General features: G+C 36.9%; 18 protein-coding genes. All 18 read right to left on the bottom strand.

From position 1 onward, the window contains the following. Positions 1-207: 207 nt before the first annotated feature. Entirely contained in the window at positions 208-1,521 is a 1,314-nt protein-coding gene (locus tag DER71_RS03965; protein ID WP_114474334.1) for an NCS2 family permease, read from the bottom strand. A 72-nt stretch (positions 1,522-1,593) separates the two neighbouring features. Next, positions 1,594-3,354: an adenine deaminase gene (gene ade, locus DER71_RS03970; protein ID WP_114457068.1), complete on the bottom strand. Its 1,761-nt coding sequence runs from the start codon at positions 3,352-3,354 to the stop codon at positions 1,594-1,596. 99 nt (positions 3,355-3,453) lie between these two features. Next, positions 3,454-4,536: a 4Fe-4S dicluster domain-containing protein gene (locus DER71_RS03975; RefSeq protein ID WP_114474335.1), complete on the bottom strand. Its 1,083-nt coding sequence runs from the start codon at positions 4,534-4,536 to the stop codon at positions 3,454-3,456. After that, the gene (locus tag DER71_RS03980) at positions 4,529-5,077 is read right to left on the bottom strand and encodes a nucleoside-triphosphatase (RefSeq protein ID WP_114457070.1); all 549 of its coding nucleotides are present in this window, start codon (positions 5,075-5,077) and stop codon (positions 4,529-4,531) included. Before DER71_RS03980 ends, DER71_RS03975 begins: the two co-directional genes overlap by 8 nt. Beyond that, a complete protein-coding gene (locus tag DER71_RS12375) occupies positions 5,061-6,062 on the bottom strand; it encodes a xanthine dehydrogenase family protein molybdopterin-binding subunit (RefSeq protein ID WP_114457071.1) in 1,002 nt (333 codons plus the stop codon). The genes DER71_RS03980 and DER71_RS12375 overlap by 17 nt, the downstream gene beginning before the upstream one ends. After that, entirely contained in the window at positions 6,059-7,405 is a 1,347-nt protein-coding gene (locus tag DER71_RS12380) for a xanthine dehydrogenase family protein molybdopterin-binding subunit (RefSeq protein ID WP_114457072.1), read from the bottom strand. Before DER71_RS12380 ends, DER71_RS12375 begins: the two co-directional genes overlap by 4 nt. Further along, the gene (locus tag DER71_RS03995; protein WP_114457073.1) at positions 7,398-7,883 is read right to left on the bottom strand and encodes a (2Fe-2S)-binding protein; all 486 of its coding nucleotides are present in this window, start codon (positions 7,881-7,883) and stop codon (positions 7,398-7,400) included. Before DER71_RS03995 ends, DER71_RS12380 begins: the two co-directional genes overlap by 8 nt. After that, positions 7,883-8,797 carry a xanthine dehydrogenase family protein subunit M gene (locus DER71_RS04000; protein WP_114457169.1) on the bottom strand — a complete coding sequence of 305 codons (915 nt, stop codon included), beginning with the start codon at positions 8,795-8,797 and terminating at the stop codon, positions 7,883-7,885. The genes DER71_RS03995 and DER71_RS04000 overlap by 1 nt, the downstream gene beginning before the upstream one ends. Next, positions 8,739-10,064, bottom strand: a complete 1,326-nt coding sequence (gene ssnA, locus DER71_RS04005; protein ID WP_114474336.1) for a putative aminohydrolase SsnA — start codon at positions 10,062-10,064, stop codon at positions 8,739-8,741. Before ssnA ends, DER71_RS04000 begins: the two co-directional genes overlap by 59 nt. 74 nt (positions 10,065-10,138) lie before the next feature. Then, complete coding sequence (locus tag DER71_RS04010) at positions 10,139-11,503, bottom strand: 8-oxoguanine deaminase (RefSeq protein WP_114457075.1); 1,365 nt, start codon at positions 11,501-11,503, stop codon at positions 10,139-10,141. A gap of 1 nt (position 11,504) precedes the next feature. After that, positions 11,505-11,978: a (2Fe-2S)-binding protein gene (locus tag DER71_RS04015; protein WP_114457170.1), complete on the bottom strand. Its 474-nt coding sequence runs from the start codon at positions 11,976-11,978 to the stop codon at positions 11,505-11,507. Then, positions 11,971-12,846: a xanthine dehydrogenase family protein subunit M gene (locus tag DER71_RS04020; RefSeq protein WP_114457076.1), complete on the bottom strand. Its 876-nt coding sequence runs from the start codon at positions 12,844-12,846 to the stop codon at positions 11,971-11,973. Before DER71_RS04020 ends, DER71_RS04015 begins: the two co-directional genes overlap by 8 nt. 2 nt (positions 12,847-12,848) lie before the next feature. Beyond that, on the bottom strand, positions 12,849-15,140 hold the full coding sequence (locus DER71_RS04025) for a xanthine dehydrogenase family protein molybdopterin-binding subunit (RefSeq protein ID WP_114474337.1): 2,292 nt from the start codon (positions 15,138-15,140) through the stop codon (positions 12,849-12,851). A gap of 300 nt (positions 15,141-15,440) precedes the next feature. Further along, positions 15,441-16,787 (bottom strand): uracil-xanthine permease family protein, encoded by a 1,347-nt coding sequence (locus DER71_RS04030; protein WP_233486936.1) that lies wholly within the window; start codon positions 16,785-16,787, stop codon positions 15,441-15,443. A 164-nt stretch (positions 16,788-16,951) separates the two neighbouring features. Further along, positions 16,952-17,935 carry an ornithine carbamoyltransferase gene (locus DER71_RS04035; RefSeq protein WP_114457078.1) on the bottom strand — a complete coding sequence of 328 codons (984 nt, stop codon included), beginning with the start codon at positions 17,933-17,935 and terminating at the stop codon, positions 16,952-16,954. A 104-nt stretch (positions 17,936-18,039) separates the two neighbouring features. Beyond that, entirely contained in the window at positions 18,040-19,278 is a 1,239-nt protein-coding gene (locus DER71_RS04040) for a YgeY family selenium metabolism-linked hydrolase (protein ID WP_114457079.1), read from the bottom strand. Positions 19,279-19,445: 167 nt separating this feature from the next. Continuing rightward, positions 19,446-20,000 carry a helix-turn-helix domain-containing protein gene (locus DER71_RS04045; RefSeq protein WP_114457080.1) on the bottom strand — a complete coding sequence of 185 codons (555 nt, stop codon included), beginning with the start codon at positions 19,998-20,000 and terminating at the stop codon, positions 19,446-19,448. After that, positions 19,997-21,250 carry a threonine synthase gene (locus DER71_RS04050; RefSeq protein WP_114457081.1) on the bottom strand — a complete coding sequence of 418 codons (1,254 nt, stop codon included), beginning with the start codon at positions 21,248-21,250 and terminating at the stop codon, positions 19,997-19,999. The genes DER71_RS04045 and DER71_RS04050 overlap by 4 nt, the downstream gene beginning before the upstream one ends. Between the last annotated feature and the right edge of the window lie 25 nt (positions 21,251-21,275).

Below are 21,275 nucleotides of genomic sequence, written 5' to 3' on the forward strand. Positions count from 1 at the left end.
ATTCTCTCAACACAGCAGCTTTTAAAACTTCTGTCTGTTTCAAAGAGCAGAGACAATAATTTAAAAAAATTCCCAAATCGACACAAATAGACAGACATTTTAGCTGAATAAACTACCTACTTTGAACGTATTAGATTTGTTTTAGGAGTTTCCCCATTTTTTAATTATACTGCAGCGAAAAATTTACGGGAAACTCCCTATTGTTTTTTAATTTAAGAAAAAGTATAAAACAAACACAATACCGAGAACATATACCAGCCAGTGTACATCTTTACCTTTTCCGGTAAATAGTTTAACCAGTGGATATACTATAAAACCCAGTGCAATACCATTTGATATTGAATAGGTAAGCGGCATGGTGATCATTGTTACAAAGGCAGGCAGTATCTCTGTAAAATCATCCCAATTCAGATTTGTAATATTTGTCATCATCATCGTACCTACTATAATAAGTGCAGGTGCAGTTGCAGCTGCCGGCACTATACCAATTAGTGGCTTAAAAAATAACGATAAGAAAAACAGTATTGAAACAACTACACCTGTTAATCCTGTACGTCCACCTTCAGCAACACCAGAAGCAGACTCTACATATGTTGTAACAGTGGTAGTACCAAACAGTGCTCCTCCTGTTGTACCAATGGCATCTGCTAAAAGTGCCCTGCTGGCTTTGGGCAGATCTCCATTTTCATCTAAATATCCGGCCTGCTGGCTAACTCCTACTAAAGTGCCTGCTGTATCAAACATATCTACAAATAGGAATGAAAGCAGTACTCCAACCATACCAAAACTTAAGGCAGAACCAATATCAAGCTGTAGTAATACTTCTGACCAGTCAGACATATGTGGTACTGCAATTACTCCTTCAAGTTTGGGAGTAACCCCATTAATCCAGCCAAATGCTGTCGAAGCTAAAATCCCCCACAGGAGGGAACCTTTTATATTCTTAGCATGTAAAATACCTGTAACAACTAATCCAAATATCGCAACAAGTCCTGTTCCTTTGAACACAGAACCCATGGCAACCAGAGTAGCCTGATCAGCTACAACTATACCGGCATTCTGCAGTCCAATAAAAGCAATAAATAAACCAATACCAGTACTGATACCAGTTTTTAATGCCATTGGAATACTATTAACTATCATTTCTCTAACAGGTGTTACACTTAAAATAATAAATAATATACCTTCAATAAAAACTATCCCTAATGCTGTCTGCCAGGGAACCCCCATTCCAATAACAACAGAATAGGCAAAAAATGCATTAAGACCCATTCCAGATGCAAGTGCAAATGGGTAATTGGAAAGTAACGCCATCGTAAGTGTACCTAAAATTGCACCAGCAATAGTAGCAATAAATACTCCATCAAATGGCATCCCGGCTGCTTCCAGTATTGATGGATTAACAAAAATAATATATGCCATAGTCATAAATGTTGTTATCCCTGCAATTGTTTCTGTCTTCACATTAGTATTATTCTGCTTTAATTTAAATACATTATCCAGAAATCCCTGTTCTTCCATTATAATTTTACCTCCTTTTGTATTAAACGCTTAACAACAGCACAACTTATCTCTTATCCCCACCTCCTATTTTTAAATATTTTTAACCAGAGGGACATTTTCAAATTTAGAAACTGAAAAAAGTCCCTGATCTGTTAATTTAAGTTCTGGTATTACTGAAAGTGCCATAAAAGATAAAGTCATAAATGGCCCATCTCTTGTAATACCTAAAGAAGATGCCAATTTGCGCAGTTTTGTCAGCTTTTCCGCAACATCTTTTAGAGATCGGACAGCCATTAAACCTGCAACAGGCAGAGGAAGACTATCAACCAATTTCCCATTAGCTACAATAACTATTCCTCCCTTTATTTTTTGCAGTTCTTTAACAGCAGTATACATGTCATTTTTTTTAAGACCAGCCACAATAATATTATGGGCATCATGACCAATAGAAGTTGCAACAGCTCCTTCTCTGAGTCCAAAACCTCTTAAAAGCCCTATTCCAACATTACCACTTTTATGATGTCTTTCTACTACAGCTAACTTAACAAGATTATGACCAATCAATTCTGTTATTGGAGGTTCTCCATTATAGTCTGCTTCAGTTATATATTCACCTTCACGAGTTACGATCTTATCTTTTAATAATTCTATAACCCGGTAAATTTTACCTGCAGGAAGCGCAAAATCTTCTTCTTTTAAATCAGCTATCTTGATAGAATTAAAAATTTTATCTTCAATTTCTGGATTAATATCTTTTTTGTAATCTAAATTTTTATCATGATTTTCTTCTTTGTTTTTTATTAATGTACCATTTTCAGCAATTAAACACCCGTCTTTGTAAACAGCTTTTATATTAAAATCAATTAAATTATCTATTAGCAGTAAATCAGCCTTATAACCTGGAGCAATTGCACCAAGATCTTTAAAACCCAGAGCCTGAGCAGCATTAATTGTAGCCATCCTTATAGAACGCAGTGGAGACAATCCATACTGAACTGCTTTTTTTACGGCGAAATTTATATGTCCCTCTTCTATTAAATCACCTGGGTGACGGTCATCTGTAGCAAAAAAGAAGCGGCTGCAGTTGCTGTCATTTACTGCAGGAAGTAAGTTAACTAAATCTCTAGTTACAGAACCTTCCCGAATCATAATGTACATACCTTTAGAAACTTTCTCTAAAGCTTCTTCAGCAGTAGTTGCTTCATGATCTGCTTTTATACCAGCCAGCAAATAAGCATTTAGATCTTTCCCCAGTAAACCAGGAGCATGTCCATCGATAAAGCGGTCTTCCGATATTTTTATCTTTTCCCATATTTTTTTATCTCCATTAATTACTGAAGGATAATCCATTACTTCTCCCAGACCAAAAATTCCTTTTTCTTTATAAAGAGGAGATAAATCTTCAGCAGATAATTCTGCACCAGAATTTTCGAACTTACTTGCCGGTACACATGAGGGTAACATCAAATTAAAGTTCCATGGCTGTTTTAATCCCTGTTTTAACATATATTTAATACCTGGAACTCCAGCTACATTGGCAATTTCATGTGGATCTGCAACAACTGTGGTTGTCCCTCTAGGTATGACTACACGGGCAAATTCTCCTACATCTGTCATAGCACTTTCAAGATGAAGGTGGGCATCAATAAAACCAGGTGTTACTATCTTTCCTCCGAGATCTATCTCTTTAACCCCTTCATATTCACCTGTACCTATAATTATACCAGAGGAAATTGCCAGATCACTTCTAATTAATCTTTCATTAAAAACATCCAGTATCAGGCCGTTCTTTAAAACAACTTCTGCCCTGATGTCTCCTCTAGCCTGTTTTAATAATTCACGCTTATGCAAAAAATTCCCCCCTCTCCTTAAAATTTTTATTTTGTATATTTTTAGTCAACAACTGGATATCTATTTCGATTTAGTAAATTTTATTTTAAAGAAAAGCTATTAAAGCTTTAATGCATCAAAATTACATCTTGTAACACAAAGACCACACCCTGCACACCTGTCTTTTTCGATAACAATAACATTTTCATCATCAAGATAATTTGCATCATAGACACAGCTTGTAATACAGAGTCTGCAGCCAGTACATTTTTCTCTAATTATTTGTGGAACTTTTGTTTCGAAATTTGCCTTATTAGTTATTTTTTCCTGGGCCAGCCCTCTTATTTCTTCCAGACTGTTATACCCATGTTTATCAAGATATTCTTCAATCTCAGCAGCAATCTTTCCATACACACCAGGCCCTCTTATAATAGCAGCAGTACAAACCTGAACAGCCTCTGCACCAGCCATAATCATTTTGACTGCATCTTCTCCTTTAGATATACCTCCAACAGCCAGAACAGGAATATCCACAGCATTAACTGCTTCATAAACAGCTCTTAAAGCTAGAGGAAAGATTGCTTCTCCGGAAAGCCAGCCATATCCGTTTTCACTTCCCATAAGAGGTCTGCCTGTTTCAATATCAAAATCCATAGTTGGCCCAAATGAGTTGATCAGCACAAGACCATCAGCTCCTGCCTTTTCGGCAGCTTTTGCAAATTTTGGAATATCAATCTGTGGGCTTAATTTAACCATTACAGGCAGATCGGTAGCTCCCTTTGCCGCTTTTATACTTTCTATAACTGGAGAAGTGTCACTACCTAAATAATGTGTAGAAAGCTCCAGAGCATCAGCATATTCTTCAACTTCTACAGATAATTTTTCTATCTCATCTGCTGTATAACCAAGACCAACAATAACAGGTAGTTTTGTCTTTCTAACTGCAGGATATTCATCTTTAAGCCATTTTTCAGGTGGAAGTTCGGACCAGAGTTCTGTATTCATAAACCCACCTCTTACCTGCGCCATATTAGGACGTGGTACCTGAGCCGCTTTTGTCGAAATTGTTTTAGTTACAATAGCACCAGCACCACCTTCTGCAGCTGCAGCAGCAGCCTTACCATCTTTGACCGGTGGCCCAGCAGCAGGCATAACTGGATTTTTCATCTCCATTCCAAATAATTTAACACTAATATCAGCCATAATTTAACACCTCTTTTAGTTTTTTTAAGAATTTTGTAAAAACTTCATCTCTATTTTCTTTTTCAACTCTTAATATTTTAATATTATCTAATTGTCTTATTTTATTTAAAAATCCATTTTCCTCATTTTTAATTACCCCAATAGTAACTTTTTCACTTTTTAGAATCTTAATTATTCTGTTTCTGAATTTTTTTGCTTTTAATTCAAACCTGCCCAGCTCATCCATTAAAACAGGTTCTTTACAGTTTTCCAGCAGTTCTAATCCATATGTTTCGAAAATTTCTGGTCTGATTATAAAATTAGAATCTGCATCTTTTCTAAAAGCAAAAGTATTATTTTCATTTTTATTTTTTATATCAATTTCTACAAACTTTCGTCCAGATAGTAGGAAAAAAGCGGTACAGTTTCCTGCAGCTCTTTTTTCCCTCCCGACAGTAAAACCGCCGGGAGTTATCTTTAATTTTAATAAAGCATTTTTTATAATAGTACTTTTACCTGTGCCTTTTTCTCCTGTTAAAAATATATTATTTATTTTCTTCATTTTTCTCTTTTAAAGCTTTTTTTATTTTGGAGGGAGTTATCGGCAATTCATAAAAGCGAACTCCAATTGCATCATAAACAGCATTTGCAATAGCTGGAGAGGCAGCAATCAAAGTAGGTTCCCCCACTCCTTTTGCCCCAAAAGGTCCTTCAGAATCTTCATCTTCTATAAAGGAGTGCTCAAATTTGGGGATATCTACACTTGTTGGAACCAAATAATCTGTCATACCAGCATTGAGGGTTTTACCCTCTTTAATAATCTGATCTTCCATAACAGCCATACCCATTCCCTGTACAGTTCCACCTTCAATCTGGCCTTCTACATTTTTAGGATTGATGGCTTTGCCGAGGTCCAGACCAGAGTAAACATTAAGCACCTCTATTATACCGGTATCTGTATCTACTTCTATTTCAAAAACCTGTGTCAAAAATGTATAAGCAACATAAACTTTATCTGCCTGACCTGTCTTTTCATCCGGTTCATAAGTTACCGGGAAAAAACTTGCTTCAGCCTCTAATCTGTTTCCTGATTCTTTTACTCTTCTGGCCAGCTCCCAGTAAGTTATATAATCATCGGGGTCATCATACAGAAATATCCTGCCATTTTCTACACCTAATTCAGGATGATTGCTTCTGAATTCAATACTGCCATAATGGTAGATGTTGGCCAGAAGCTCTTCAGCAGCCTTTTTAACAGCACTTCCAGTAAAATATGTCTGCCTTGTAGCTGAACTTGATCCAGAGTTTTTAGTTTTATGAGTATCTCCCTGAATTACCTCAAAGTTTTCAGGATTGATTCTGAGTATTTCTGCAGCTATCTGAATAACTGTTGTAATTACACCCTGCCCAACATCTGCAGCTGCAGTTTTAATCTGTATTCTTTCATCCTCCATTATTTCTATAGAGGCAATAGAATGGTCTGGAAAACCCTCTCCATATCCAAAGCCAAACATTATTGATGCCATTCCTTTTCCATATTTTTTCATTTACTATTACCTCCCTTCCAGCCGCTCAACTCTACTGCTGATTCTATTGTCTCTCTGGCATTTACACTGTGGTTTAGCTGCTGTCCATTAGGAGTTGTAGACCCAATCTCGTATATATTTTGTTTTCTGAATTCTGCCGGATCCATCCCCAGTTTATGTGCAATAATATCGATCTGTGATTCATAAGCAAAAGCAGCCTGTGTTGTTCCAAATCCTCTCATTGCACCACAAAAGGTATTGTTTGTGTATACAGCATGAGAAACACCTCGCACATTCTCACAGTTATATGGACCGGTGCAGTGGTACATTCCTTTGTGTACGACAGCTGGCCCACTTGAAGCATATGCTCCTGTATCTCCAATAAACTTTGTCTCCCAGGCCTGAAGATAACCATCTTTACTTACACCTGTCTTCGCATAAATTGTAATTGGATGCCTCTTAGACTGTGTAATCATTGATTCTTCTCTTGTATAGGTAAACTTAACCGGCCGACCGGTTCTAATGGCAGCAATAGCAAGGTGAATATGAACAGATACATCCTCTTTTTTGCCAAATGCTCCACCAATTGTAGGCTGGATAATCCTAACTTGATTTTTAGCCAGCCTTAAAGATTGTGCTACATCTGCCTGAATATCATGGAGCCACTGAGTTGAAGCCCAGATATTTACAACTCCTTTTCTCTCATCATAAAAAGCTGCACCTGACTCATTCTGCATGGGAAGCTGATCGATAAACTGAGTCTGATATTTATTTTCGACAATTATATCAGAATTAGCAAATCCTTTTTCTACATCACCTTTATCCAAATGATGTGTAATTAATATATTTCCATCTGGATGAATCGAAGGGGCATCATCTTCCATAGCTCTAAAAGGATCTGTAATAACCTCAAGTTCTTCAACCTTTACTTTAATTAAATCCCTTGCTTTTTTAGCAGCCTCTTTACTCTCAGCAACTACCACTGCAAGAGCATCACCTAAATACCTCATTTTTTCTCCTACTCCAACAAGTACAGGCTGATCGCGAACAATTAATCCATACTGCCTTACTTCAGGTATATCTTCTGCAGTAATAATATCTACTACACCGGAAACCTTAAGTGCTTTACTAATATCAATATTTTTTAAAACTGCATGAGGATGAACCGCTCTTTTAACTTTTATATGCAGCATATCATCAAAGCTAATATCATCTGGATAAACCGCATCACCTGTTACTTTATCCCATGCATCTGCCTTTAAAACATTGTGGCCGACAAAACGTTTACTCTTCTTTCTTCCTTCTGTTGAACACCTTGTTGTATGTTTACAGTAATAATCTTTTACATTATATTTTTTACCCATCCTGATCACTCTCCCTGCCATCCATTTTTTCGGCAGCCATCATTACTGCATCAATTATTTTTGCATATCCTGTACAGCGGCATATATTTCCCGAAAGGCCAAGTCGAATTTCCTCTTCAGCAGGATGTGGATTTTCATCCAGCAGTTTCTTGCTGGCCAGAATCATACCGGGAATGCAGAAACCACACTGAACTGCACCTGTTTCAACAAATGATTCCTGTATAGGATGAAGATTATCTCTACTGCCCAGTCCTTCGATTGTCAGTACTTCTGATCCATCTGCCTGTGGTGCAGGCACAAGACATGATGCCACAAGCTCACCGTCCATAATTACTGTACAGGCACCACATTCTCCTTTTCCACACCCTTCTTTTGTGCCGGTTAAACCAAGATCTTCCCGCAAAAGATCAAGCAGGCGTGTATAAGGTGTTATTTCAACCTCTCTCAGCTGTCCATTAACTGTTAAAGATATCTTCACTACCCACTCACCCTTTCTTTCTCTATTTTTTCCAGTGCATTTACCATAATATCTGCTGCCACATCTTCCCTGTATTCTTTTGTTCCTCTCAGATCATCTATTGGAGAAATTCTATTTTTTACTTCTTCAGCTATCTTCTTATAATCAAGCTGAGATAATTTTTTCCCAAGCATTTTTTCTTCTATTTTCTTCAGCCTTACTGGTACAGGTGCAGCTGAACCCACTGCCAGACCTGCTCTTTTTATTAAATCATTTTCAAATTCTAAAACAAGGTTTAAAGTCAGAGTTGAAATAACAAGTGCTTTTCTTCTGCCAATCTTTTTCCAGAAAGAATAAACTTCAGCATCAGAAATAGGAATTTCTATTCCTGTCAGCAGCTCACTATCTTTTAAAATATTCTTTTTTGGACCTGTAAAAAATTCATCAGACTCAACAATTCTGCTTTTCTTTCGAGAAGACAGATGAAATTTAGCTTCATAAGCAAGCAGTGGCGGCAGAAGATCACCAGCAGGAGAGGAAGTACATATATTACCACCTATAGTACCCCTGCTTCTTATCTGTGGTGAACCCACCTCTAAAGCTGCTGCACTGAGTGCTGAAAAATGTTTGTTAATTAAATCCGATTTTATAATTTCAAGATGTGTCACCAGTGGACCTATAAAAATACTTTTTTCCTTTTTCTCTATCTTTTTTAAATCCTCAATCCTACTTATATCAAGCCAGTTTTCTACCTCATGCAGTTTTTCGTTATATTGAACAAAAATATCTGTTGCACCAGCCACTAACTTAACTTCAGACCTATATTTATCCCTAATCTCCAGTGCCTCTTTTAAAGAACTTGGCTGAAAATAATTTTTAAAATCTGTTCCAGAAATCGGCTGATTGTTTTCTTGTTTCATAAGCGATTTTCTCATAATCAAGTATCTTCACCTCCTGATTTTCCATCAAAAACTTACCTCCAACAATTGTAGTATCTACCATTCCTCCATTAATTCCAAATAATATATGTGCAAAACTGTTATCTGAATTAATTTCTGTAGGAGGGTCATAATTTACAGCAATAACATCTGCTGCTGCTCCTTCTTTTAAAACACCAAGTTTTTGTTTAAAAGTTTTTTCTGCTATTAGAGCATTATTCTTGAATACCATTTCAGGTATTTCAGACCAGCCTGGTCGTGGATCACTATTGCCGTGCTTAATTAGTAAATCGGCAACTTTTAAACTTTCAAACATATCTGTGGTATAGCCATCTGTACCTAACCCAACTATCAGACCTTTTTCTAAAGCTTCTTTAACTGGTGCTAGTCCTACAGCATTATTCATATTAGATTCTGGATTGTGGATTAGATATGATCCACTGTCTTTTAAAATCTCCATCTCTTCTTCCTGAAGATGAACTCCATGTACTGCAATTGTTCCACTCCGCCATATATTATATTTATCAAGTCTTTTAACAACACCATTAAAACCTCTAAAACGGCTGTCTTCCAAATCTGCCCTGCCTTCAGCAGCATGGATATGGAACGATGAATTATATTTATCTGCTATATCTCTCACCTTTGTCAAAGTTTTATCTTCAAGTGTAAACGATGCATGTAAACCAATTCTGGACGATAGATAGGAATCTTTTTCTACTTCTTTTAAAAATCTTTCACTTTCTTTTAAAGATTCAACGGATTTTTTACTTCCATTTCTATCAGAAATTTCGAAAGCTAAATCTGCTCTAATACCACTTTCCCTTACAGCATCAGCAATTATACTCAAACTCTGACCAATCTTTCCATAACTTGCATGATGATCAAAAATAGTAGTTGTCCCCTGCTTGATTCCACACAAAATTGCATAAATTGCACTATAATATATATCATCCTTGTTCATCGAATTATCCAGACGCCACCAGAGCTTTTCCAGTATTTCTAAAAAGTGGCGTGGAGATCTGTCAGTTTTAAGATCCATCCCCCTTGCAAATGTACTGTAAAAGTGCATATGTGTGTTTATCATTCCCGGCATTATTATTTTTCCTGAGTAATCTTTAAAAACAGCATCCGGATATTTTTTTTTCAATTCTCTGGTCTTTCCCAGCTCTTTAATTCTTTCTCCATCTATCAACAATCCGCCGTCTTTAATAACTCGATTTTTTTCGTCATGGGTTATTAAAGTACCTCCACCAATTATATACAACGATTTTAACCTCCCTTTAGCAGTGATTACTTTTAGTAGTAATTATCTCTAAAATTACATTGAATTATAAAAATTTAACTGCCGGCAATCATTTTTTTGGATATTTCATTTGTCCTGCTGATAATTTCTTTCTCATCAACATTTGTTAATTTTCCATTTTCGACCACTATTTCCCCATTGACAATTGTATAATCGACTTCCTGGCTGTCACCTGTATTTATAATTGCTGAAACAGGATCATAAAGTCCACCAGCAAAGCCGAGTCTTTCTGAACTAATCATAAACATATCTGCTGCTTTTCCTTCTTCCAGACTGCCTATTACTGGTTGATTTAAGATATCTCTTCCTCCATTTGTGGCAAGTGAGAGTACACCTTCTGCTGTAATAGAGTTCATGCCATGAATAAGCCTGTGCATTAAAAATGCAGCCTTCATCTCTAAAATCATATTTGAAGAATCATTACTTGCACTACCATCTACTGCAAGTCCTACTGGAACTCCTAGAGAAATCATTTCTGGCACTTCTGCTGCACCAGAAGAGAGCTTCATATTTGACACAGGGCAGTGTGCTACACCAGTTTTTGTTTCAGCCAATTTTTTAATCTCTTTGCTGTTTAGATGTACACCATGGGCATACCATACATCTTCTCCAATCCAGCCCAGTTTTTCCATATATGCAAGTGGTCTCATGCCAAATCTATCCTGCACATATTTTTCTTCATCTTTTGTTTCAGCCAGATGGGTATGACACTGAACTCCATATTCGCGGGCCAGCTTTATCGACTCTATCATTAAATCCTCAGTTACAGAAAACGGAGAACATGGTGCAAGTACAATCCGCTTCATGGCAAAAGGACTACTGTCATGATATTTTTCTATCAGCCTTAAAGAATCATCTATTATTTCCTTATCTGTCTGAACAACATTATCGGGAGGCAGACCGCCATCCTTTTCACTCAGAGACATACTTCCTCGACAGGCATGTAATCTAATACCAATATCTTCTGCTGCATCAAACTGATAATCAAGCAAATTATCAGGCTGATTTTTAGGAAAAACATAGAATTGATCACTTGCAGTTGTACATCCAGTTTTTAATAATTCTGCAGAGGCAAGAAGTGTACTGTAATATACCGCTTCTGGAGATAGGTTGGCCCAGATAGGGTATAAATATTTTAACCATTCAAAAAGTTCTGCCTGCTGTGCATCAGGCAGGTTTCTTGTAAGTGTCTGATAAAAATGATGATGTGTGTTTATGAGACCGGGAAAAAGATAATATTTGCTCCCATCAATTACCTTATCAACATTTTTTTCCTCTATGTTTTTGGCAATTTTAACAATCTTATTATCTTTTATCAGCAGACTGCTGTCTTTTAGCCGCTCTCTATTATCATTCATAGTTATTATCTCTTTTAAATTTTTGATTAAAATTTTGCTCATCCTAGTTCCCCCATTCAGCTGCTGCAGCTTCTACTGCATCAATAATCTGCTGATATCCCGTACAGCGGCATAAATTCCCTTCTAATGCAGTTTTTATTTCTTCTTTACTTGGATCTGGATTTTCATTAAGCAGAGCAAGAGCTGACATCAGCATACCCGGTGTACAGAATCCACACTGTACAGCCTGATTGTCTATAAAAGCTTTCTGCAGAGGATGTAATCCTCTTTTACTCTCAAGCCCTTCCACAGTTATAATCTTACTTCCATCCACCTGAGCAGTTAAAACCATACATGAATTAACAGCTTTATCATCAACTATAACTGTACAGGCACCACACTCTCCTACACTGCACCCTTCCTTTGTACCGGTCAGTTTAAGCTGTTTTCTTAAAGTATCTAATAGCCGTTCTTTAGCTGTAACCTCAACTTCGTATTTTTCCCCATTTACAGTTAGTTCAACATTTACTTTATCCATCATAACCAGCCTCCTCCTTAACACAGCTCAGTGCTCTTTCCGCCAATTTACTCAGGGCAGGTCTTTTATATGGTGTTGACCATCTTTCTCCTGTTATTTCTACCATTGCATCTGCTGCCATTTTTCCTGTTTCAGCTGGATCTATCTCTGCCAGAAGCTTTCCTTCCAGATAATCATCAATTTTCTTAAAAGGAGTAGGATATGGTGTAGCAGCTCCAGGTACTAAATGAGCTTTTTTTATTACACCATCTTCTATAACAGTCAGAAAAGCCAAACATAACCGAGAAATATTTAATGCTTTTCTGCGGCCTATCTTCTGAAAATTACAGTAATATTCTCCTGCTGGAATTTTAAACACAACTTTTTCCAGCAGTTCATCATTTCTAATATGTGTTTTATATGGTCCTTTTATAAAATCTGTTATTTTTAAATTTCTTTTCCCTTTTTGTGATCTCAATACTACTTCTGACTCAAGTGCCAGCAGAGGTGCAAAAAGATCGGCTGCAGGAGATGCATTACAAACATTTCCACCTACAGTACCTCTATTTCTGATCTGAGTTGACCCAATATCTTTAGCTGCCGCAGTTAAAAACGGAATATTTTCAGCAAAAAATTTATTTTTGAGAAGCCGGCTGTGTGTAACAAGACTCCCAATTTCCACTTTGTCTTCAGCTATTTTTATCTCCTTTAATTCTTCTATTCCAGAGATATCCAGCAGATAGTCAATCATTTCTAAGTCTCTGCTTTCTTTGTGCAGTTCTACCAGAACATCGGTGCCACCAGCAATGATTTTAACATTATTTTTATCTGCCAGTATTTTAAGTGCTTCTGCAGCCGTATTTGCTTTAATAAACTGATAATCTATCACAATTACTTACCTCCTTTGTGGAGAGCTCTACCTATTAAAACTCTTTCTAAATTAAGCGGCAGTGATCTAATTCTCCTGCCTGATGCCTGAGCCACCGCATTTGCAATTGCTGCACTTCCCAACTCCAGAGTTGGTTCTCCTATTGATTTTGCACCAAATGGCCCAACTGGATCCGGATTTTCTACAATAATCGGTTCTATCTCCGGCATATCTTTTATAGTTGGAATCAGATATTCATCTAAATTGGTATTTTTAATTTTTCCTTTATTAACTTCAACCTCTTCCATTATTCCATAGCCAAGACCCATCACTACTCCACCATATACCTGGCCTTTAACATTGGCCGGATTGATTGCTCTCCCTACATCATGTGCAGCTGTCATATTTGTTACCGATAACTCGCCTGTTCCTGTATCAACTTCTACTTCGGCAATCTGGCAGCCGTAAACATATGTGAAATAGGGATTACCAGTTCCTTTTTCTTCATCCCAGGAAATTGCAGGCCCTTTGTACCAGCCATATGCTGATAGCATAATACCCTGATTTCCCATTTCGCCCACAATATCTTCAAATGTGGCGAGGCGGTTTCCTTTTCCATCATAGATAAATCCTTCTCTTATATCAACATCATCTAAATCTAAATCAAATTTATCAGCACAAAATGCATCTATTGTGGCTCTCAACTTTTGTGCTGCATCTTTAATTGAATTTCCTCCTACTAAAGTTGCCCTTGAAGCAACTGTTGAACCACTGTCAGGAGTAAAGGTGGTATCAATTTCCATATAATCTATATTTTTCATTGTTATTCCTAATACTTCAGCTGTTATCTGAGAAAAAATAGTTTTTAATCCTTGCCCATTTTCGGCAAGTCCACTGTAAACCGCTACACTTCCATCTTTATTTATCTGTATTAGAGAAGCTGCTGCATCAATAGCTTCAGCACCAAGACTGCAGCCTCTAAAACTTACTGCAAGACCTATACCTTTCTTTATATCACCCTTCTGTTCTTTACTGTATTCCAAATATTTTTCTTTATAATTTGATTTCTCCACTGCTTTTTTTATTACTTCTTCTAAACTAACTGTATGTGTGTCAAGCTTTTGCCCACTGGCTGTAATTGAATTTTGTCGATAGATATTTTTTAATCTCAATTCTAAAGGGCTGATATCTAATTCTTTAGCAAGTTCATCCATTAGTGATTCCTGAGCAAAAATAACCTGAGGAGAACCATAACCCCTCATTGCTCCTGTATAGGGATTATTGGTATAATATCCATAGACATCAGTTTTAACATTTTCTAACTCATATGGTCCTGTAGCCTGCACCACAGAACGCCAGGTTACAAATGGTGTCTGACATGCATATCCACCACTATCGGCAACTGCTTCTATTTCCATCGCTGTTAGTTTACCATCTTTTGTTGCCCCAACTTTATATTTAAGCTGATATGGGTGACGTTTATAACTTTCAGTAATAGATTCTTCACGGCTATTTACCATCTTTACCGGCTTTTTTAAATCAAGTGCCATTACTGCTGCTCTGGCAGCCATTGCAGAAACTACTTCATCTTTCCCACCAAAAGATCCACCAATATGATTCTGTATAACTCTAACTTTACTTAAATTAGTATTTAAAACTACAGCAACAGCAGTCCTTGTTGCATATGGGTTCTGGATTGAACCATAAATTGAAATAAGATGATTTTGATCTTCTGGAACAGCAACAACGGCTTCTGGCTCTATATAGCTGTGTTCTATAAACTGTGTTTTATATTCCCTTTCTAAAATTATATCAGCTTTTTCAAAACCATTTTTTACATCACCTTTCCTTAATGGATGATGTATTACCTGATTATCTTCCTTGTTCTCATGTAATTTTTGTACACCTTCTGCTCTTGCATCCACTGGATCAAAAATCCCTGGAAGTTCTTTATATTCAACCTCAATCTTCTTTAATGCTTCTGCCGCCTGCTCTTCAGTTTCTGCAGCCACCATTGCAACCCCATCACCAGCAAGTACTACCCTGTCTTTTGCCAGCACCTGCTGGTCCTGAACAATTACGCCAAATAAATTATTGGGAATGTCATCGGCTGTATATACTCCTTCAACACCCGGCATTTTCTCAGCTTTAGAAACATCTATTGCTTTAATCTCCGCATGTGGATATTCTGATCTCAATACTTTAGCATAGACCATGTCTGCAAATTCTAAATCTGCACCAAACTTTGCTTTTCCTGTGACCTTTTCATATGCATCCACTCTTTTTACACCTTTATTAACATACTCAAATGCCATTACTGCACCTCCATAATTAAATAATTTCCAAAGTTAATCCTGAACAAAACTTTCAATATTTCTCTTCAAATTCAAACTTTTTTCTTTATCTAAATTTTTATCCACATTATTAAACAGAAGAACTTTCTCCATTTTTGCCTCAAGACGAGGCATTTATCTCAATTACAGTTGAGAGAAATGTTAAAATGGAAAAAGTCCATACATTAAAAATTTACTATATTCAATTCTCTATTATTTATTATATAACAAAATATTTTTAATTAACAGATTTTTAGTATAATTTTTTCCACCTGCCAGCTGCTAGCAGATTCTTTCCTCATCCTTCTGAGGCAGCAGTAAGTTTAAGACAATTGCAATTATTGCTCCCACTGTAATTCCAGAGGATAAAACTGTAGAGATAACTTCTGGCAGCTGAGCCACAACATCAGGTCTAAAGGTTACACCAAGGCCGAAACTTAAAGCAATAGAAAGAATAAATATTTTTCTATCTGTCAGTCCTCCTCGAATTACTATTTTCATACCTGATGTTGCAACCATACCAAATAATGCAATTGTTGCACCACCTAAAACTGGAGAAGGCATAACACTTACCAGTGCACCAATTTTAGGAATAAATCCAAGTAAAAATAAAATTCCTGCTACAGCAACACCAACTACTCTACTTCCCACTTTGGTAATCTGTATAACTCCAATATTCTGACTGAATGTTGAATTAGGCAGAGAATTGAATATTGAAGCAATTGCACTACCTACTCCATCTGCAAGAATCCCACCGCTGAGCCTTTCAGTATGAATTTCTCCTTCTACTGGTTCACCTGAAACCTCTGCAACTGCAGTCAAATCTCCAATAGATTCAACTGTTGTTATTATATAGGCCATAACCCAGGGAAGAAGATGACCCCAGCTAAATGACATTCCATATTTAAATGGCATTGGAATTGTTATCCAGCCTGATTCAGCTACCTGTGTTAAATCCACCAGACCCAGTGGAATAGAAACTATATAACCTGCAATTAAACCTATTGCTACAGCTCCAACTTTTATCAAACCTTTTCCAAATCTATTTGCTATAATTATAATCACTAAAACAAAAGAACCTAAAAGTAAATTCTGAACAGCTCCATAGTTTTCTGCTCCTGCTCCACCACCAAAATCTGTAATTCCTACTTCCATAAGCCCCAATCCTATAAGCATAACAACTGTTCCTGTGACTACAGGTGGAAATAATTTTTTTGTCTGCTTGATAAATCTACTTAAAATCATTTCAACTGGAGAAGTTGCAAGTGTCATACCTAAAACAAGTGGTAATCCACCAGCATTGGCAGCAGAAATGGCCATTGGTACAAATGTAAAACTTGTTCCATGTACACCTAAAAGGCCTGACCCCACTGGCCCAATTTTGGTTGTCTGAATATATGTTGTAACCCCTGACACCATAAGGGCCATACTTACAAAAAAACCTGTCTCTGCAGAGCTTAATCCTGCTACACCTGCAATAATTAAAGGAGGTGTTATAATTCCTACAAACATGGCCAGCATGTGCTGAAGTCCAAGTAAAAGAGTTTCAATAAGTGGTGGGTTATCCTCTAATCTGTAGACGGTTTCTTCTTCTACTATCTCTTTACTCATATCTTTATTATTCTGCAAATTTAACCATCTCCCTCTAGTTTTTTAAATATTCAGATTAAACGGGATTAAAAAGGTCGACCTACTTCTATTATCGACCTTTTCAATAAAGTAAAGTACTTACTAAATTTATAAATTTATATTAAAAGTAAAATAACATATCTACTATTTCTTACCCACTGTAATTATTTGCCTCCCATTGTTACTGTCATAACCGCTTTTGCAGTATGTAGTCTATTTTCTGCTTCTGTATAAACTATCGAGTGCGGGCCATCTATTACAGAATCTTCCACTTCATTACCTCTATCAGCAGGCAGTGCATGCATATACATAACATCTTCATCAGCTAAAGCCATCATCTCTTCCGTACACTTCCAGTGCCTGTTTGCTTCCAGCAGATCATCTATTACAGCATCATCCTGATTTGTAACCCAGCTTCCCCAGTTTTTAGGAATTACTATATCAGCATCTTTGTATGCCTGCTCCTGGTTATGAGTTATTGTTAATGTTCCATTATGTTTTTTAGCATTTTCTTTTGCCTGTTCAATTACCCATTCCGGCAGTTCATATCCTTCTGGATAGGCAAGTGTGACATCCATACCATAGCGTGGAAAGAGCAGTACCTGGGTTAAAGGAACAGAAATAGGTTTTTTATGGCTTGTTGCATAAGCCCAGATCACCGAAACTTTTAAATTTCTTGTATCTTTTTTCTTTTCGACGATTGTCATCAAATCAGCTAAACCCTGCATTGGGTGGTAAAGGTCACACTGTAAATTCATTACTGGTACTTTAGCCCATTTTGCCAGACTGCGCAAATATTTATTACCTATCTCCCAGAAACAGTTGCGGCAGGCTATTGCATGACCATAGCTGCCAAGAATAATACCTGTATCTTTTGCCACTTCACCGTGAGATACCTGCATAGTACTTGTATCAAGATAGTTGCCGTGTCCACCTAATTGAGCTATACCTGCTTCCATTGAATTTCTGGTTCTTGTTGACTGTTCAAAAAACATTAAAAATGCTGTTTTGCCAGTTAAATATGGAGTAGGTACCCCCATCGCAAATTTTCTTTTCAAATCAAATGATACATCCAGTAGAGTATCAATTTCGTCTTTTGTCCATTCCTGAAGTGTAATAAAGTCTTTACCAGTTAATTGAGTTTCCATCAATAAATTCCTCCTTGGATTATTTTTGTGTACCGGGTACAAAATATGTCTCTCGTACCTGGTCCAAAAAAAGGGTTTTTGTACCAGGTACCGACTCTACAATTCTAGTCTAAAAGATTTTCTGTTGTTTCCGGCATTTTATCTGCATATTTATCAATATAAATTCCAGGAATCGCCGCATATACAGCTGCAGCTTTTACAAGCTCTGATTTCCATGTTTTTTCATTAGGTGCATGTGCCTGATCTTCATGTCCTGGACCAAAACCGATACAGGGGATACCATGTCTACCCATTATAGAGACACCATTTGTAGAAAAAGTCCATTTGTCAACAAGCGGCTCTTCATTAAATAATTTTTTATATGCATCAACTGCAGTCTGACACACCGGATGATCTTCTTCTATTAACCAGGTCGGAAAATAAGAGTCTATTGGATAGACTAAACCTGTGTAGGAAGGCCTTTCATAAGTATACATTTCAACTTCTGCATCTGCTGCCTGAACTGATGGGAGGTTTTTGATCTGCTGCAGTGCAAATTCCCAGCTTTCTCCAGCAGTTAACCTGCGGTCAATAGAAATACTGCATCCATCTGCTACTGCACAGCGTGATGGTGAGCTGAAGAAAATTTCCGAAACAGTTAAACTACCTTTTCCAAGAAATTCATGTTGAGTGAGGTTTGGATGCAGAGCTTTAAGTTCATTGATTATAGGTGCCATTTTGTAAATTGCATTTTCTCCTCTTTCGGGAGCAGAACCATGACAGCTAACTCCATGTGTGGTAACTTTAATTTCCATTCTTCCTCTGTGGCCCCTGTATATATTGCAGGAACTTGGCTCTGTTATAACAACAAATTCTGGTTTAATCCCATCTTCTTCCAAAATATAATGCCAGCATAAACCATCACAGTCTTCTTCCTGAACAGTACCTGTAATTACAAGTGTATAATCATCTTCAAGGCCTAAATCTTTAATGATTTTACCGGCATAGACCATAGAAGCCATTCCACCTTCCTGGTCACTAGCCCCTCGTCCAATAATTATTTCATCATCTTCATAACCTTCAAATGGATCATAATCCCATAGAGATTTATCTCCTACACCGACAGTATCAATATGTGCATCCATAGCTATTACATGGCTGCCGCTGCCAATATAACCAAGTACATTTCCCATCGGATCGATTTCTACTTTATCAAAACCCACTTTCTCCATTTCTTCTTTTATACGCTCAATAACTTTTTCTTCTCCACAGCTTTCACTGGGAAGTCTTATCATATCCCGCAGAAAAGAACTGATATCATCTCTATACTCTTCTGCTTTTTTAAGTATTTCTGCAAATTCCATTTTTGTAGGCACCTCCAAATTTGATTTACTCTAAATTCAAAACACCGGAGCTTAAGAAACTATTATAGACCAAATATCCTAAATATTATTTAATTAATATCTTTCTAACTTCCTGTAATAAAAATGTACAGAAAACATTTTTTTATCTGCATTCCTGACGATAATTTCTAAAAATTTGGTGGAGTTATGGCCGAGATAAATACCAGATCATTTTCTCCTACACTGGTTATTTTATGAGGAAGACTTGCTTTATAATATATACTGTCTCCTCTGTTTAGTTCGTATTCTTTATCACCAATTTTTATATGCATTTTCCCCTGAATAACTACAGTACATTCTTCTCCAGTATGAGAAAGCGGGTCATCTGAAGTTTCTGCCCCAGGTTCAAGTCTGGCTTCGATTACCTCCATATCTCGCTTCAAGTCTGGAGACAGAAGTTCAAAAGTAAGGTGTGAACCAGGAAAATTGAGTACTCTTCTTTCTTCCTTTTTTACAACAGAATTGTGAACTTCATCTTCTATCAGAAAGTAGAATATTGGCACGTCAAGTGCTTTAGCTATCTCTCTTAAAGCAGTAATTGAGGGTTCTGCAAGACCTCTTTCAACCTGACTTAAATAACTGGATGTTTTGCTTATCATATCTGCCAGCTGAGCCAGACTTAGACCTCTTGCAAGTCTCTTTTTTCTTATTTTTTGTCCCAGTCTTTTGTTTTCTGACTTCATACTGTCACCCCATTTTGCTTAAAAATTTCAGCCAATTTCTTAATATCAGCATCTACTACAATAGGGGCACCGGCAGCTTTTTTTCCATTTTCTACATCTTTTAGCCCATTGCCAGTTATAATAGCAGCAGCTCTCTCATTAGATTTTATAATATTGTTTTTTACTGCCTTTTTGAGACCTGCCAGTCCTGCAACTCCTGCTGGTTCTCCAAATACACCTGTTTTCCTTCCAGCAGTTCTCATCATCGCAAGAATATCTTCATCACTTACATTTATCATATCACCTTTAGAAGCTTTAACTGCACTGACTGCTTTAATCCAGTTGCGGGGCTTCCCAACAGCAATACTATCTGCCAGGGTATTTTCTTTTTCTACTGCAAGTTTGTTACCTGTTTTAAAAGATTTTGTTATGGGGGCACATCCTTCTGCCTGTACACCAAGCAGCCTAGGTATTTTATCAATAAAACCAATTTCCTTTAAATCGTAAAGTCCTTTATATGCCCCAGCTATAGTGCATCCATCTCCAACCGAAAAAATAAGCCAGTCCGGCATATCCCAATTTAACTGTTCAGCTAATTCTAAAGAAACTGTTTTTTTACCTTCAACCAGATAGGGATTGATTGCTGCATTTCTGTTATACCAGCCCCATTTTTTTATTGCTTTATCAGAGAGATAAAACGTTTCTTCATATGAACCTTTAACTGAAACAACTTCAGCACCATAAATTAATAATTGAACAAGCTTTCCACCTGGAGCTCTATCTGGAACAAAAATAACCGCTTTCATTCTTCCACCCATTGAAGCAATATTGCCGGCAAGAGAAGAAGCTGCATTGCCTGTTGATGAACAGGAAACCGTTTTAACTCCTGCTTCCTGAGCTTTAACTACTGCCAGTGCTGAAGCTCTGTCTTTCAGTGAACCTGTTGGATTTAATCCATCATCTTTTATAATGAGTTCTTCTATACCAATCTCTTCAGCAAGAGCAGGAACATTATAGATTGGAGTATTACCAACACTGAGTTTTGGCTTTTCTGTATCTGGCTCGATAGGAAGTAGTGGTTCATAACGCCATATTCTCTTATCTATGTTTTTTGACAATTCATTTTTACTCCACTCTGCTTTTATCATTTCATAATCATATTGAACATCCAAAATACCATCTTCTCCACAATCATCACACATGTATCGGTCCGGGTCTGCCTTATATGTTTTTCCACAGTTTATACAGACAAGATTATCAACATACTTCATTGGTTACACCTCATATAATATAAGT

The organism is Halanaerobium sp. DL-01 (assembly GCF_003338615.1).
Lineage (GTDB): Bacteria > Bacillota > Halanaerobiia > Halanaerobiales > Halanaerobiaceae > QPJE01.